General features: G+C 28.3%; 14 protein-coding genes. All 14 read right to left on the reverse strand.

The genetic code is table 11. From position 1 onward, the window contains the following. The 14 genes from nusA to codY all read right to left on the reverse strand — a co-directional run bounded on the left by nusA (window position 1) and on the right by codY (window position 17252). Window positions 1-1101 (reverse strand): transcription termination factor NusA, encoded by a 1101-nt coding sequence (gene nusA, locus CSGHG_RS03435; RefSeq protein ID WP_010292741.1) that lies wholly within the window; start codon window positions 1099-1101, stop codon window positions 1-3. A gap of 15 nt (window positions 1102-1116) precedes the next feature. Continuing rightward, window positions 1117-1578: a ribosome maturation factor RimP gene (gene rimP / locus CSGHG_RS03440; protein ID WP_010292743.1), complete on the reverse strand. Its 462-nt coding sequence runs from the start codon at window positions 1576-1578 to the stop codon at window positions 1117-1119. Window positions 1579-1912: 334 nt separating this feature from the next. Beyond that, the gene (locus CSGHG_RS19770; protein ID WP_412766359.1) at window positions 1913-6091 is read right to left on the reverse strand and encodes a PolC-type DNA polymerase III; all 4179 of its coding nucleotides are present in this window, start codon (window positions 6089-6091) and stop codon (window positions 1913-1915) included. A gap of 190 nt (window positions 6092-6281) precedes the next feature. Then, entirely contained in the window at window positions 6282-7331 is a 1050-nt protein-coding gene (gene ispG / locus CSGHG_RS03450) for a flavodoxin-dependent (E)-4-hydroxy-3-methylbut-2-enyl-diphosphate synthase (RefSeq protein WP_010292747.1), read from the reverse strand. Between the two features lie 11 nt (window positions 7332-7342). Further along, entirely contained in the window at window positions 7343-8380 is a 1038-nt protein-coding gene (rseP, locus tag CSGHG_RS03455; RefSeq protein WP_010292748.1) for an RIP metalloprotease RseP, read from the reverse strand. Between the two features lie 14 nt (window positions 8381-8394). Next, window positions 8395-9552 carry a 1-deoxy-D-xylulose-5-phosphate reductoisomerase gene (locus CSGHG_RS03460; RefSeq protein ID WP_010292749.1) on the reverse strand — a complete coding sequence of 386 codons (1158 nt, stop codon included), beginning with the start codon at window positions 9550-9552 and terminating at the stop codon, window positions 8395-8397. 112 nt (window positions 9553-9664) lie between these two features. After that, the gene (locus CSGHG_RS03465) at window positions 9665-10669 is read right to left on the reverse strand and encodes an AI-2E family transporter (RefSeq protein WP_010292750.1); all 1005 of its coding nucleotides are present in this window, start codon (window positions 10667-10669) and stop codon (window positions 9665-9667) included. Between the two features lie 3 nt (window positions 10670-10672). Beyond that, a complete protein-coding gene (locus tag CSGHG_RS03470) occupies window positions 10673-11470 on the reverse strand; it encodes a phosphatidate cytidylyltransferase (RefSeq protein WP_010292751.1) in 798 nt (265 codons plus the stop codon). A gap of 15 nt (window positions 11471-11485) precedes the next feature. Next, entirely contained in the window at window positions 11486-12244 is a 759-nt protein-coding gene (locus CSGHG_RS03475; RefSeq protein WP_010292753.1) for an isoprenyl transferase, read from the reverse strand. Window positions 12245-12665: 421 nt separating this feature from the next. Continuing rightward, complete coding sequence (frr, locus tag CSGHG_RS03480) at window positions 12666-13223, reverse strand: ribosome recycling factor (protein ID WP_010292755.1); 558 nt, start codon at window positions 13221-13223, stop codon at window positions 12666-12668. Window positions 13224-13244: 21 nt separating this feature from the next. Next, window positions 13245-13970 (reverse strand): UMP kinase, encoded by a 726-nt coding sequence (gene pyrH, locus CSGHG_RS03485; RefSeq protein WP_010292756.1) that lies wholly within the window; start codon window positions 13968-13970, stop codon window positions 13245-13247. Between the two features lie 100 nt (window positions 13971-14070). Further along, window positions 14071-14988 carry a translation elongation factor Ts gene (gene tsf, locus CSGHG_RS03490; protein ID WP_010292758.1) on the reverse strand — a complete coding sequence of 306 codons (918 nt, stop codon included), beginning with the start codon at window positions 14986-14988 and terminating at the stop codon, window positions 14071-14073. Between the two features lie 127 nt (window positions 14989-15115). Beyond that, the gene (gene rpsB, locus CSGHG_RS03495; RefSeq protein ID WP_010292760.1) at window positions 15116-15817 is read right to left on the reverse strand and encodes a 30S ribosomal protein S2; all 702 of its coding nucleotides are present in this window, start codon (window positions 15815-15817) and stop codon (window positions 15116-15118) included. A 661-nt stretch (window positions 15818-16478) separates the two neighbouring features. Further along, window positions 16479-17252: a GTP-sensing pleiotropic transcriptional regulator CodY gene (gene codY, locus CSGHG_RS03500; RefSeq protein WP_010292762.1), complete on the reverse strand. Its 774-nt coding sequence runs from the start codon at window positions 17250-17252 to the stop codon at window positions 16479-16481. Window positions 17253-17624: the final 372 nt, after the last annotated feature.

Genomic DNA, 17624 nt, shown 5'->3' on the forward strand with positions numbered 1-17624 from the left:
CTACTCTTGAATTTCTTCAACTATTAAAAGTTCTTCATCATTTTCTTCAATAATTTCTAAAGCTTGTGATTTGCTTTTTATGTCTATTTTCCAACCAGTAAGTCTCGCTGCTAATCTTACGTTTTGACCTTCTTTACCTATCGCCAATGATAATTGATTATCATCAACTACAACTTTTGCACTCTTAGTTTCTTCATCAACCTTAACTTCTAATATCTTAGCTGGACTTAAAGCATTAGCTATATTTTCTTCAGGTAATTTGCTATATTTTATTATATCAATTTTTTCATTTCTAAGCTCATTTACAATATTTTGTACTCTTATTCCTTTTGGTCCAACACAAGCACCCATTGCTTCTACATTGTCGTCATTTGAATAAACTGCTATTTTAGTTCTTGAGCCTGCTTCTCTTGCTATGCTTTTTATTTCTACAATACCATTGTATATCTCTGGAACTTCTCTTTCAAATAATCTTTTAACTAAACCTGGATGAGTTCTAGAAACTATTATTTGAGGTCCCTTTGTACCATTTTTAACTTCTACTATATATAAACTTAATTTTTCATTAAAGTTATATTCTTCACCTGGCATTTGTTCGTTAGGTCCAAGTATAGCTTCTATTTTTCCTAAGTTTATAAATACATTTCCTCTGTCTTTTCTTATTATTGTTCCTGTAATTATATCAAATTCTTTTTCTTTGAATTCGTTATATATAATAGTTCTTTCTGCTTCTTTAATTCTTTGAATAACAACTTGTTTAGCTGATTGAGCTGCGATTCTACCAAAGCTTCTAGGAGTAACCTCCATCTCAGCTATATCTCCAATAGCATATCTTGGACTTAGCTCTCTTGCTTCTTCTAAAGATATTTCACAAGTCTCATCATATACTTCTTCTACAACTTCTTTTTGAGCATATACGTGAGTTTCTCCTGACTCTCTATCCATTGTAACTTTTACATTTTGTCCGTTTACAGAAGAGTTTGCATAATTTTTCTTATATGCTGCAACTAACGCATCCTCTATTGTCGTAAATAATAAATCCTCACTTATTCCCTTTTCATTTACAATTTCTCTAAGTGCATCTATAAATTCTTCATTCATTTTTAGTTATCCTCCTTATAGCGATGGGTTTAAAGTAACTTGTGATACTTTTTCTCTTGGAATAACTATTTCTTCACCTGAAATTTCTATTACTAAATTTAAAGTATCAAATTTCTTTAATACACCTTCATATTTTTTCTTACCATTTAATAATTTTTTCAAGTTAACTTTAACATCGTGCCCTATGTATTTTTCAATATGTTTATCTGTAAATAATGTTCTAAATATTCCTGGTGATTGAACTTCTAAAGTATACTCATCTGCTATAGGGTCCTCTATATCTAAAACATCACTTAACTCTCTACTAACCTTTTCACATTCTGAAAGCGATATTCCTTTTTCGCTATCTATATAAACTCTAAATATATATTCGCCTGCTTCTTTTACATATTCTAGATGATACATTTCACATCCATTTTTCTCAACTATTGGCTGTGCTAATCCGTTAAGCTTTTCAACTAAAATACTGTTTTCCATACATTAACCTCCTTTTAACTCTTATGGAATTATACTGTCTAACTCCACTTTTTATTATAGAATGCATAAATATATGATATGTTCTATTGTCTAATGAATTCCTTTAAATTTACTTTTTATTATATGACAAAACGCAACCTTAAAGTGTTGCGTTTCAATAAATAGAGAGTAGGCATAACCTACTCTCCCAAAAGTACAATTATCTCAAATCACTAAACCTTAGTGTTAGTATATCATAAAAAACAATCTATTTCAAGGGAATTTAAATAGGTATACTCTTACACATATTTTGCTCTATTTTTCTAAAATTAATAACAAATAATCAAAATTTCTTTTAAAATAAACTTAATTGATTGGTTTCTGGTAAATTTTCTAATGACCCATGGTTATCTAAAGATTCTATAACAGTTTTAGAAACAGCACTTCTTTCTTTTAAATCTTGTTTAGAAAGAAATTCTCCTTTTTCTCTAGCTTCCATAATACTTTTAGCAGCATTGACACCAACACCTTGCAATCCACTAAGTGGTATTCTTATATACTCACCTTCTATTAAAAATTTCGTTGCATGAGATACATATATATCTACTGGCAAAAATTTTATACCTCTCTTGTACATCTCATAAGACAATTCTAATATTGTCATCAAACCTTTTTCTTTTGGTCCTACCTTATTACCAAGTTCAGCTATTTCATCCATTTTTGCCTTTATAGCTTCCTCTCCTTTTATAACAACGTCTCCATCAAAATCATCTGCCCTTACAGTAAAATACGTTGCATAATATGCTTTAGGATAATAAACTTTATAATACGCAATTCTAACTGCCATCATAACATATGCTGCAGCATGACCTTTAGGAAACATATATTTTATTTTTTTACAAGATCCGATATACCAATCTGGGACGTTATTATCTCTCATTATTTGTTCATGTTCTTCTGAAAGGCCTTTTCCTTTTCTTACTTTTTCCATAATATTAAAAGCTATTTTAGGTGGCAACCCTTTATATATTAAATAAACCATAATATCATCCCTTGTTGATATACAGTCTTTTAATGTAGTGAAGCCTTCTTTAATATAATATTGAGCGTTGTTAAGCCAAACATCTGTTCCGTGTGATAATCCAGATATTCTTACAAGATCTGAAAAAGTTTTAGGTTTAGTATCTAATAGCATTTGTCTTACAAATTTAGTACCAAACTCTGGAATTCCATAACTTCCAACTTCACATCCCAATTCTTCTACTGTTACCCCTAAAGCTTCTGGTGATGTAAATATACTCAAAACCTTAGGATCTGAAAGTGGTATTGTTTTTGGATCAAGCCCTGTTATATCCTGAAGCATTCTTAATACAGTAGGATCATCGTGACCTAGTATATCTAATTTCAACAATCTACCACTTATAGAATGATAATCAAAATGAGTTGTTATTATGTCAGAGTTAGGATCATCTGCTGGATGTTGTATAGGACAAAAATTATATATTTCATTATCACTTGGAACTACCATTATCCCCCCTGGATGTTGTCCACTTGTCCTTTTAACTCCAGTACATCCAATTGTCAACCTATCTATCTCTGCTGATGGAACATTAATCTCTTTTTCATCTAAATATTTTTTTACAAAGCCATATGCAGTTTTTTCTGCAATTGTTCCTATAGTTCCTGCTTTAAAAGTATGCCCTTCTCCGAAAAGTACTTCAGTATATTTATGTATGTCTCCTTGATTGTCACCGGAAAAGTTAAGATCTATATCTGGCTCCTTATCTCCTTCAAACCCTAAGAAAGTTTCAAAAGGAATGTCATGTCCATCTCTAATATATGGAGTTCCGCATTTCTCACAATTTTTTTCTGGCAAGTCAACCCCAGAAGCTACTGAACCATCCATAAAAAATTCACTATTTTTACACTTTGGACAAACATAATGTGGTGGCAATCCATTAACTTCTGTTATATCTGTCATAGTTGCAACAAAAGAAGACCCTACTGATCCTCTAGAACCTACCAAATATCCATCTGCTATTGACTTTGCAACTAATTTATGAGCTATAAGATAAAGTACTGCATACCCATTATTAATTATAGAATTTAACTCTTTGTCTAATCTTTGTTGTATTACTTCTGGTAAGTCCTCTCCATAGATTCTCTTTACATTTTCCATCGTCATATTTCTAATATCTTCATCTGCACCTTCAATTTTAGGTGGAAATGTTTCATCTGGAATTGGTTTTACCACCTCAACCATATCTGCTATTTTATTTGGATTTTCTATTACTACTTCTCTAGCCTTATCTTCACCTAAATATGAGAATTCCTTTAACATTTCTGTAGTAGTTTTAAAATATAGCGGTGGTTGGTTATCTGCATCTGAGAATCCTTGTCCTGCCATAAGTATTCTTCTAAAAACCTCATCATCAGGATGTAAAAAATGAACATCACCTGTAGCTACAATTAATTTATTATATTTTTCTGCAAGTTTATAAATTTTACTATTTATTTCTCTTAGCTGATTATCGTCTTTAACTGTTCCATTTGCAATTAAAAATTTATTATTACCAATTGGTTGTATCTCTAAATAATCATAGAAATTCACTAATTGTTCCATCTCTTCAAAAGATTTGCCTTGTAATACCTCTTTGTATATTTGACCTGCCTCACAAGCAGAGCCAATTATAAGTCCTTCCCTAAATTCTTCCAAAAGGCTTTTAGGTACCCTTGGTCTTCTATGAAAATATTCCAAATTAGACTTTGATATAACTTTATATAAATTTTTTATGCCTACTTGATTTTTTGCAAGTATTATTATGTGATAAGTAACAGCCTTTTTTATATCAAAATTTCCTAAAAACTCTTTATTTAATTTATATACATCAAATATTTCCTTCTCTTTTAACATCTCTAAACAATGTAGTACTATTTCCGCTGTTGCTTTTGCATCATCAACAGCTCTGTGATGATTTTCTAAAGATATACCTATATGCTTACATATTGTGTTCAACTTGTATCTTTTTAAATCTGGAAATAAAAATTTTGCTAAAGGAATAGTATCCATTATTGAATTTTTAAATTCTACATTAATTTTTTTACAATTAGATTTTATAAAAGATGTATCAAAAGGAGCATTATGAGCTGCAACCATAGAATCTCCAACAAACTCTAAAAACTTAGGTAATACACTTTCTATAGGATCTGCATCTTTAACCATATCATTTGTTATTCCTGTAAGCTCTGTTATTTTATACGGAATAGACTTATTAGGATTTACAAATTCATTAAATCTATCTACAATTTGATTATCTCTAACTTTAACTGCCCCAATTTCAATAATAGAATCATTTTCACTGGAAAATCCTGTAGTTTCTAAATCAAATACTACAATATCGTCATTAAGATTTCTATTTTCATCTGCTATCACTATTGGTATTCCATCATCAACTAGGTAACCTTCCATACCATATATAACTTTTATATCTTTACCTTTAGATGCATTCATAGCTTCTGGAAATGCTTGTGCCACACCATGATCAGTTATTGCAATAGCTTTATGTCCCCATTTTACAGCAGTATTTATAAGTTTTGATGCTGATACTAATCCATCCATAGAACTCATATTAGTATGTGCGTGAAGCTCTACTCTTTTCTCTTCATTTATATCATTTCTCTCAGTTTTAGCCATTTTATACATATGTTTACCCATAAGTACTATTTCTCTTGCATAAGTATCATATATAACTTCTCCACTAACTTTACAGTGCAATCCTACCTTCAAATTTTCCTGAAGTTTTTCTAGTTCTTGATTTTTGAGAAAACATTTTACCATTATAGAACTAGTATAATCTGTAATACAAAATGTAGGTATAATTCTTCCCGTTTTTGTTTCTATTATTTCAACTTTGAATATATCACCAATTATGGAGACAAATCCAGAAGTTTGATCTAATTCACAAATTTGTGTTGGCTCTGTTGTAACATGACGCCCAATAATTAAATTTTCATCATTAGCATCTTTAGAGTTATCAAATCGTGGTTTTCTGTAAGAATTTGCACTTCCATTATTATTTTTATTATTTTGCATTGAAGATTTTAATTTACTATTTTCTATAGAATTATTTTTATTTTCTACATTGGTGTTTTTCATTACTTCTTGTATTATATTTACATTTTCTTTCTCTTTTTCTTTAAAGTAATCCACCTTCACAATATTGTCATTAATTATTTTTATACTTCCATCTATACCATATACTCTTTTTAATGTGGACTTAATAGTTTGTTCCATATGTTTATTTTTTAATATATCACATATGAATTTATTAGAAATTTTTATTTTTACAGTACTATCATCAATTTCCTTTTCACAATTTAATAAAGCAGTTCTCACTGTTGGATTTTTTACTGTAACATCATTTATAAGATCTGTCCAATACATGGTACATACTTCTTGTAAATTTGCAGCCTTTATATCCACATACCATATATACTCTATATTTTTAAATACTTTTAACGCCTTATATAGTATTAATTCTACCTTATCTTTTATATCTTCATTTAGACCACTGTCACCGCTTAAGTATATTATTAGTTTTTCCGTTTTTTAAGGTACTGAATCCTCAGTACCTTAATATCATAATCAGAAATATCCTTATGTTCATCTAAATGATCTTTTAAAAGTTCAACTAGGCTTTTATTCATATTTTATCCTCCTAGTCCTATAGTTTTTCTATCTCCTTCATTAGTTCTGGAACAAGATCTTTTTCATCTACTTTTTTTATAATTTCACCTTTTTTAAATATTATTCCACAACCTTTTCCACCAGCTATACCAATATCTGCTTCTCTTGCTTCTCCTGGTCCATTTACTACGCATCCCATAACTGCTACCTTTATGTTCTTATTAATTCCTGCAAGTAATCCTTCTACTTCGTTAGCAATTTTTATAAGATCAATTTCTGTTCTTCCACAGGTAGGACAGGATACAAATTTTATTCCTTCTTTAATATATCCTAAAGATTTCAAAATTTCTTTTCCAACTTTAACTTCTTCTTCAACATCTCCAGTAATAGATACCCTTAAAGTATCACCTATACCTTGAGATAACAATGCCCCTATGCCAACACTTGATTTAACAGTAGCTTTAAAAGGAGTCCCTGCCTCTGTTACACCTAAATGTAGTGGATAGTTAACCTTTTCTGACATCAATTTATAACTTTGTATCATTTCACCTACATCTGATGATTTAATCGATATAATTATATCATGAAAATCCATATCTTCTAATATCTTTACATGTCCTAATGCACTTTCCACCAAAGCTTCTGCACAAGGTCTTTTATATTTTTCAAGAATACCTTTTTCTAAAGATCCTGAATTAACACCAATTCTTATTGGTATTTTCTTTTCTTTAGCAACTTTTACAACTTCTCTAACCCTTTCTTCGCTTCCTATATTTCCTGGGTTAATTCTAAGTTTGGACACACCATTTTCCATAGCTTTAATTGCTAATTTATAATCAAAATGAATGTCTGCTACAAGAGGTATATTAATATTTTTTACAATCTCTTTAATAGCTTCTGCTGCTTTTATATCTGGAACTGCACATCTAACTATATCGCATCCTGCTTTTTCAAGTCTTAATATTTGTTCTACAGTTGCTTTAACATCTCTTGTATCTGTATTAGTCATAGATTGGACTGCTATTTTAGCATCTCCACCAATCTCTATATTTCCTATTTGTATCTTTCTAGTTTCTCTTCTTATCATCTTAATCACTCCTAAAATTGAATAGGATTAACAATATCCTTTACAAGCATAAATATCATAAGCCCCATAAGTGCCATATATCCATAATAATTTATTCTTGCAATAACTTCTTTATTAAACTCTCTTCGAGTTATTATTTGTAATATTAATATTAAAGTCCAACCACCATCTAATGCTGGAAATGGTATTATGTTAAATATAGCTAATTGAATACTTAAGTATGCTCCTAACAACATAAGGTTTGCAACCCCTTGCCTTGCTACTGCAGTTGAAATTCTAATTATCGAAATAGGACCACCAAAATCATCACTTGATACTTTTCCTTTAAATAATCTTCCAAAGAATTGAAAAGTTTGTTTTGTAAGACTTATTGTTTGATCAACGCCATATTTAAAAGCTTCACCAATTGTTGGAGTTTTCAATTCTGGATAAATACCTATTAAAAACTGATTTTCTTCTTTTGAAAATGCTGGCGTTAAGTTTATATCTTTATAATCACCATTTCTTTCAATAGTGACTTTTAGTTCCTTACCATCACTTAAAATAACTTCTGTTGCAAAATCATTCCAAGTAGTTATTTTTTTGTCATCTACAAATTTTATAGTATCTCCTTTTTCTACACCTGCAGTATATGCTGGACTATCTTTTATTGTATCACTTACAGTTGGAACATGAATTCCTTCTATATTTCCAACAAGTCCAAATAAGAATATAGCTAAAAATATATTCATTATTGGTCCTGCTAAAACTATTGAAAGTTTTTGCCATGAATTTTTATTTGCATATGCTCTTGGGTCTACACTAGTTACTTCATCATCTTCTCCATACATTTTTACATAACCACCTATAGGTAGAAGACATATTTTATATTCTGTTTCTTTTCCTTTTATGCCAAAAAGTTTAGGTCCCATACCTATTGAAAATTCATCTACACGTACATCATTTATTTTTGCAAGTATAAAATGTCCAAATTCATGCACTACAACCAAAATTCCAAAGGCTATTATAGCCATAAGTATATGTCCTATATTTTCAAATAACACTCCCATACTAATTTATCTCCCTATATACCAAATTTATTTTCAACATATTTTCTAACCTCTTTATCTGTAAGTATGACTTCTTCTAAAGTAGGATTTTTTATAAATTTTAATGTTCCCATACATTCTTTTAAAATTTCTTCTATTTGTAAATAACCAATTTTTCCATTTAGAAATAATTCTACTGCAACTTCATTAGCTCCATTCATTATTGCAGGCATGTTACCGCCTTTTTTCCCTGCTTGATAAGCAAGTTTTAAACACCCAAAAGTATCCATATCTGGTTTTTCAAAAGTTAATTGTCCTAATGTATAAAAATTTAATTTTTCAGTAACAGATGGCTTCCTTACTGGATAGTTCATTGCATATTGTATTGGTAATTTCATGTCTGTACTTCCAAGCTGAGCTATAATACTTCCATCTATATATTCTACCATTGAATGAACTATACTTTGTGGATGAACTACCACCTCTATATCTTCATAATCAACACCAAATAAATAATGGGCTTCTATAACCTCTAATCCTTTATTCACCAACGTAGATGAATCTATAGATATCTTTTTTCCCATATTCCATTTAGGATGTTTTAATGCCTGTTCTGCTTTTATCGTAGTAAGTTCTTCTCTACTTTTCCCTCTAAAAGGCCCTCCTGATGCTGTTAATAATATCTTGTTTATTTTTTGATTTTCATTCCCTTGTAAACATTGAAATATAGCTCCATGTTCTGAGTCTACTGGTAATATTTTAACATTATTTTCTTTAGCTTCTCTTATTACAATTTCACCTGCTACTACAAGAGTTTCTTTATTTGCAAGAGCAATATCTTTTTTAGCTCTTATAGCTTTTATAGTAGGTATAAGCCCTATCATACCAACAACTGATGTGACTACCATTTCTATCTCTTCTAATGTTGATATTTTTATTAACCCCTCTAATCCTTCATAAACTAATATGTCTAATTCATGTTCTTCACAATATTCTTTTACTTTAATATAACTATCTTTATCCATCATGGCTACATATTTAGGTTTAAATTCATCTATTATATTTATAACCTTTTTATAACTGGTATTTGCAGATATACCTATTACATTAAACTCTTCATTTTCTTGCCTAACAACGTCTAACGTCTGAGTTCCTATAGAGCCCGTAACCCCTAATATACTTATGTTTTTCAAAAAAAATCGCTCCTTCTTCTAACTATACTATATAATTTAAATTTATAGCCCTTTGTTATAACTTACCTTTTTAAAATTATACTATTATGCCATAATTTCTTCAAATATAAATCTATTTTGCATTATAAATTTTATCAAAATCATATGACTTTTCAAAGACAAACTCATTACAAGTTATTACATATAACACTCCTGTAATCATTCCAATTATACCAAAATTTTTAGTACCAATATATATTGCAAGAATTAGTGGTATTGGAGGAATATTTAGTTTACAACTCATAAATTTTCCTTGAATTATTTGTGTAGTTAAAAATAATATAACATATAATGTTAATAACCCTATAACTATAAAATGATTTTTCATATAAAAATAATATAATGTTAATGGAACAAACACTATAAAAGTTCCTATATAAGGAATTATATCTAATATTGCACAAATAATACCTAAAGATATACAATTTTTTATAGATAGTATTTTAAACCCTATTATTACAATAATCATATTTATAAAAGCTGAATAAATTATTATCTTTATCAATTTACTCATTTCATAAAACTTCTTCCTAACTCTCATATAATTTTCTTTACCAATTAATTCAATTATAAATAGTGCTACTGATTTTATATCAGCTAAAACAAAATATGCTATTATATTTCCAACAAAATAAGTTAATAATCCATCCGTTGTGTGAATAGCACCTTTTTTTAATACTCCACTTTTCAAAAATTTCTCCATAGCATTTAAAATTCTATTTTTAGCATCCATATCATTTAAACTTTGAAAAGGTGTTATTCTTTTATAAATTTCACTAATATATAATAACAATCCATTTAACTCATCATTTACAAAAGAAACACCTTTATCAAATAAAAATGTACCTATAAACAATAAAATAAGAAAGAAAAGGCAGTTTATAAAAACTATGCTAATAATAGCACTTGCCTTTTCTCCAAAAGTATCCCTTTTCCTTAACATTTTGTATAACGGTAGCGATACTAAGATTAAAGCAGTTGTCACCATAATAGGTCTTATATAATTTGTTATTATTATAGTTCCAATTATGAATAGTATAAGTAAAACAATAGAATAAAATAATTTTTTATATTTCAAACTCTACATCCCCATAAAAATTGTTATATAATAATATACTACAACTGATACAAAAAGTATGCTATCAAATCTATCTAATATTCCACCATGTCCAGGTATAAGATTACTATAATCTTTAATTTTCGCATGTCTTTTTATAGATGACGCTACAAAATCGCCTAACTGACCTACTATTCCTCCTAAAATTCCTATTATCGCATAATTATAAAGTGATATATTCACTCCAAATTTTTTTATTACATAACCATATATAACACAACCTAAAACACTACCAAATAGTCCACCAATTGCACCTTCAACCGTTTTTTTAGGACTAACCTTAGGTATCAATTTATGTTTACCTAAAAATCTTCCTGTGTAATATGCTAAAGTATCACATCCCCAAGAAGATATAAATACTAACCATATTAAATATTGTCCATATTCTAACATGTTTATAAGTGGCAATAAACTAAAAAATATCGTTACATATAAAATTCCAAACATTGTAGTTGCTACATCTATAAAATTATATTCTGTATTAAACACAGGTACAAACATAGTTATAAAAGTACCTATTACTAACATATATGAAACCATTTCAAAATTAAATTTTTCACCTAATGTAACAAAATATACTACAGTTATTATATATCCTATAATGGAAATAGGTTTTAACTGGGATTCTTTACAAGCATTATAAAACTCATAAAGCCCACATAGTGCTAAAACTAAAACAAAATATTTAAGTATAACTCCTCCTATTAAGAAAAATACTAGTGCTGGAGCTATCATAGCTGCACCAATGTACCTTTTATTCATAAAAATCTCCTTCCATTACTTTACAGCACCAAATCTTCTATCCCTATTTTGATAATCATAAATAGCTCTTTCTAAATCTTTTTCACTAAAATCTGGCCACTTTATGTTAGAATACCAAAACTCTGAATATGCACTTTGCCATAATAGATAATTACTCAATCTTTGCTCTCCGCTAGGTCTTATTATCAAATCTGGATCTGGCATACCTGCTGTGTATAAATTATTATTTACTAATTCTTCATTTATATCGTCTATTGATATTTTTCCATTTAGTAACTGCTTACATATTTCTTTTGTTGCTACTATAATTTCATCTCTTCCACCATAATTTAATGCAATATTTAATACAATACCTGTATTGTTTTTTGTTTCCTCTTTTAACATATTTATTGCTTCTAAACTAGTATTAGGTAACTTGTCTAAATCTCCTATTGTTTTTACTATTACATTATTTTTCTTTAAATCTTCACATTCTTTATGCGCAAATTCAATTATTAATTTCATCAGTGCACCAACCTCTTCTTTAGGTCTTTTCCAGTTTTCTGTGGAAAAGGCATATAAGGTTAAATATTTTACACCTAAATCAGATGCTCTATTCAAAATTCTTTTTATAGTTTTCATACCTTCTCTATGTCCAAGCATTCTAGCCAATCCTCTATCCTTAGCCCATCTTCCATTTCCATCCATGATAATTGCTATATGTTTTGGTATATTATTACTATCTAAAATTATTTTTTCTTCTTTTTTTTCACTACCCTTAAAAAAATTCAACATGTTTATCTCTCCATTCTAAATCTAAAAGTGATTTTTCTTTATTTTTATCTGTTGTTATTTTTATATAGTTCTAAGCTGACTATTTAAATTATTCATTTTTAAATCTAGATATACCAAAATTGATACAATAGTCAAGATTATATATATATAATTTCAAAAGTCATTTGATATAAAAATATGTTTTAGTCATTAAATAAATTTTAACTCAACCTTATATATCATATATAAGTTAAAGTTGAACTACACTTAATAATAATTTTATCAAATTTAAATAAAAAATAAAGTTTTATTTATATTTAAGTTTATAAAATAGATTTAAAAATTAATTTTATATTATGCATTTTCATTAATATAAATACAAATTTAATTTTAAACCAATAAAAACCTGCATAAATGCAGGTTTTTATCTATTAATATAAAATTAAATTGACATAACTTCTTTTTCTTTTGCTGCAACAATTGTATCTATTTCTTTTACGTATTTGTCAGTTTCCTTCTGAATGCTATCTTCTGACTTTTTAGCTTCATCTTCAGTAATTTCTCCATCTTTTTTAAGAGCTTTTATCTTATCATTAGCATCTCTTCTTATAGATCTCACTGCAACTTTCGCATCTTCTCCAACTTTTTTTATATTCTTAACAAGATTTTTTCTTGTCTCTTCTGTTAGTTCAGGAATCATTAATCTTATAACTGCACCATCACTAGTAGGATTTAATCCTAAATCAGATTTTAAAATAGCTTTTTCAATATCTTTTAAAGAACTTTTATCCCATGGTTGTATTAAAAGTACTCTTGCTTCTGGAGCAGATATATTAGCTACTTGGTTTAATGGAACCATGCTACCATAGCATTCCACTTCTATTCTGTCTAACATTTTTGGATTTGCTCTTCCAGCTTTCATTGTTGATAATTCACCTTTTAAAACTGTAAGAGTCTTTGTCATTTTTTCATCAGCATTTTTTATAATTTCTTTAATCATACAATAAACTACCTCCAAAAATTATTTATTACAAGATACTTTAGATACTAGAGTACCAATTTTTTCACCTTTTACAGCTTTAATTATATTTTCTGGTTTATCTAATCCAAATACTAATATTGGAATATCATTATCCATACATAGTGATGTTGCTGTAGTATCCATAACCTGAAGGCCCTTTTCTATAACATCAAAGTAACTTAAGTTATCAAATTTAACAGCATCATTATGTTTATATGGATCTTTATCATAAACCCCATCTACTTTTTTTGCTAATAATATTACATCTGCTTCTATTTCTGCAGCTCTTAAAGCTGCTGTAGTATCTGTTGAAAAATATGGATTTCCAGTACCTGCTGCAAATATCACTACTCTTCCTTTTTCTAAGTGTCTCATGGCTCTTCTTCTTATATAAGGTTCAGCAATTTCTCTCATCTCAATAGCTGTTTGTACTCTTGTGTGTACTCCAGCACTCTCTAATGAGTCTTGAAGTGCTAATGCATTTATACATGTTGCTAACATACCCATATAATCCGCAGTTGTTCTATCCATATCTTCGCCTTGTCGTCCGCGCCAGATATTTCCTCCACCAACAACAGCTCCAACTTCAACACCCATCTCTACTAATTCTTTAATTTGTAAAGCTATTTTACTAGCTATATCAAAATCTATACCATACCCCTTATCAGCAGCTAAAGCCTCACCTGAAAGTTTAAGCATTACTCTTTTATATTTTGCAGCTTCCATATATATTGTACCTCCAAATTATTATAATTCCATCAAAAATTTGTAAATTTATATGTTTATTTTAAAAAAAGAGAACACATAGGTTCTCTTTTATTTTTTATTATTTACCTTGCATTTTTGCAACTTCTTCTGCAAAGTTATCTTCTTTTTTCTCGATTCCCTCTCCTCTTTCGAATCTAGCGAATCTATTAATTTTTATGTCAGCACCTATTTTCTTAGACTCTTCTTGAAGATATTTAGTTATTGTATAGTCAGGATTTTTAACCCAAACTTGATCAACTAAACAAACTTCTTTTAAGTATTTTTTAACTCTTCCTTCAACCATTTTTTCTACTATTTTTTCTGGTTTACCTTCATTTAAAGCTTGAACTCTATAGATTTCTTTTTCTTTTTCTATAGTTTCATGATCAACAGCTGTTTCATCTAAGAATAATGGATTTGCAGCAGCAATTTGCATAGCAACATCTTTTCCAACTTGAGCTAAAGTTTCATCTTGCTTATCACAAGCAAGTTCAACCATAACAGCTATTCTTCCACCACCGTGTATATAGCTTTGAAGCATTCCATTTTCTATGCTAAATCTTTTAAATCTTCTTACAGACATATTTTCTCCGATTTTAGCTATTAATGCTGTTAATGTATCTTTTATAGTAGAAGTTTCATCTTCTATGTAATTTTCTTCTATTAATTCTTCTACAGTAGTAACATTTGAATAAGTTACTTGCTTAGCTATATTTTTAGCTAATTTAACAAATTCTTCATTAGCTGCAACGAAGTCTGTTTCACAGTTTACTTCTACTACAGCACCTTTTTTATTATCTTCTGAAATATAAGTAACAACTAGTCCTTCAGCTGCTATTCTTCCTGCTTTTTTAGCAGCTGCAGCTAACCCTTTTTCTCTTAATATTTCTATCGCTTTATCCATATCTCCATTAGTTTCACTTAAAGCTCTTTTGCAGTCCATCATTCCTGCACCAGTTCTTTCTCTAAGCTCTTTAACCATGCTTGCAGTTATCATTTATAATTCCTCCTACTCTTAACTAATTTAAAAGGTAAATGAAATTTATTTTCACTTACCTTTTAAATTTATTTACTCTACTAACATTTTTTATTCTAAAATGTCAATTATTCAAGGTAAAATAAAATTATTCAGCTAATTGTTCACCTTGTCTTGCTTCGATTATAGCATCGCTTAATCTCTCAGTTATTAGTTTTACCGCTCTTATAGCATCATCATTTCCTGGTATTACGTAATCAACTTCATCTGGATCACAGTTTGTGTCAACTATAGCAACAACAGGTATTCCTAATATTTTTGCTTCTGATATAGCATTTTTTTCTTTTCTTGGATCTACAACAAATAATGCTCCTATATTATTAGCATCCATGTTTCTAATTCCGCCTAAGTTTTTCTCTAGTTTTTCTCTTTCATTTTTTAATAGAGTAACTTCTTTCTTAGGTAAAACATCAAATGTTCCATCTTCTTCCATGTTATCTAATTCTTCTAATCTTCCGATTCTAGTTTTGATAGTTGTGAAGTTTGTTAACATTCCACCTAACCATCTATTGTTTACGAAGTGCATTCCTGATCTTATTGCTTCGTCTTTAATAGCTTCTTGAGCTTGTTTTTTAGTTCCAACGAAAAGTACATCTTTTCCTTCTTCTGATACTGATTTTAAGAAATCATAAGCTTCATCGATTTTCTTAACTGTTTTTTGTAAATCGATTATATATATTCCGTTTCTTTCTGTGAATATATATGGAGCCATTTTAGGGTTCCATCTTCTTGTTTGGTGTCCAAAATGTACACCAGCTTCTAATAATTGTTTCATTGATATTACTGCCATTTTAAATTCCCTCCTGGTTTTTCCTCCATTGCCCTCATTTTTTCTAAAAAACCTTCAAAATAAGGCACCTTTCTAGAAAATACAGCAATGTGCGTATTCTTACCTGTGTTAGTATATCATAATACTAAGCACTATTCAATATAAAATTTCACTTCATTTGAAGTATTTTTAATTATAAATTAACATTAGTATTATATCCATAAAATACTTTAATAAACGTATTTTTATTTTTAACTTCTATTAAATATAAGGTTATAAAGCAAATTATAAAGTTATTTATTTGTCAATCGAGAAAACTTTAATTAACATTTTATCTATAATTAATGGTTTCCTTTTGTTAAAAGTTTTAGTAATTATTACTCACTATCTCCCTAATAATACTAACAGTATTTTTATTTTAAGAAACTGACTTTCAGTTTCATCCATTATTTTCAATTAACTATAATTGTACTTAATCTTATCACTTGCTAACAAAAGTTTATTTAATAACTTTGAATTTTTTATAAAGAATTTAATATTCACTTTTTATGATTAAAGACATACTTCATTGTTTTAGATATCCAAGTTTTAAAATAAATAATTTTAAAACTTAATTTTAAACTTTATAGCATTGATTTTAATAAAATACAACATTTAAACAAAAAAAATAGAGCATAATGCTCTATTTTAATTTATCTAACTCTTCTATTAATTTCTCATTAAGTATTTTTATATGAGTACCTTTCATACCTAAAGATCTTGATTCAATAACTCCAGCACTCTCAAATTTTCTTAATGCATTTACTATAACTGATCTAGTTATTCCAACTTTATCAGCTATTTTAGAAGCTACTAAAAGACCTTCATAGCCGTCTAACTCATTAAATATATGTTCTACAGCTTCTAACTCTGAATAAGAAAGTGTTCCTATTGCTAATTGAACTATAGCTTTCTTTCTTGCTTCTTCTTCTATTTCTTCATTTTTAGCTCTTAATATTTCCATTCCTACTATAGTTGCACTATATTCAGCAATAACTAAATCTTCTTCAAAGAATTCTTTATTAAATCTAGCTAATAATAAAGTTCCTAATCTTTCTCTATTTCCATTTATAGGTACTATAGTAGAAAGTTTTCCTTCAATTTCACAATCTTTTTCTCCTTCAAATACGCAAATTCCTTTGCTTGAAAGATTAGCTCTTGTTTCATCTACCCCTAAAAGTCTTTCATTATAATCTTCTGGGAATCTCATGTTATTAACAACGTGATCTTTAACAGTCTCACATTCAAATCCTCCAGCAAAATTATATCCTAAAACTTTTCCTTTTCTGCTTATAACATATACGTTACAATCTAATACTTCGCTTAATAAATTACATATTTCATCAAAAACTACTGGTTCTGTTCCTGATTTTTGTAAAATTTTATTTAGTCTTCTTGTTTTATCTAATAGCGACACTTCTACTTCTCCTCCTTTATAAACACTAGTTTATATTCTTTCTTGTTTCTACTCCCACAAATCAATCTACTACAAATAAGCTGTCACTCAAAACATTTCTTGCAATTTTTAGCTAATTAAAAATTTTTTGAATTGTTTATGATACTAATTATCATATCATATCAATTTTAAAATTTCAATGTTTTTTTACCTATTTCGACAAATATATTATTTTTTTGTAAAACAACATATTTATAGAAATATTAAATTAAAATTAAGTATATAATAAATTTTAAAGCAATTAATTTATTTTTTTTATGTATTTATTATTATTTTACTATATTTTTAATAAAATATACTTGAAATTTTTTCATATTTTTAGAATTGCGTTTT

The sequence above is a fragment of the Clostridium senegalense JC122 genome (assembly GCF_000285575.1).
Classification (GTDB): domain Bacteria; phylum Bacillota; class Clostridia; order Clostridiales; family Clostridiaceae; genus Clostridium_J; species Clostridium_J senegalense.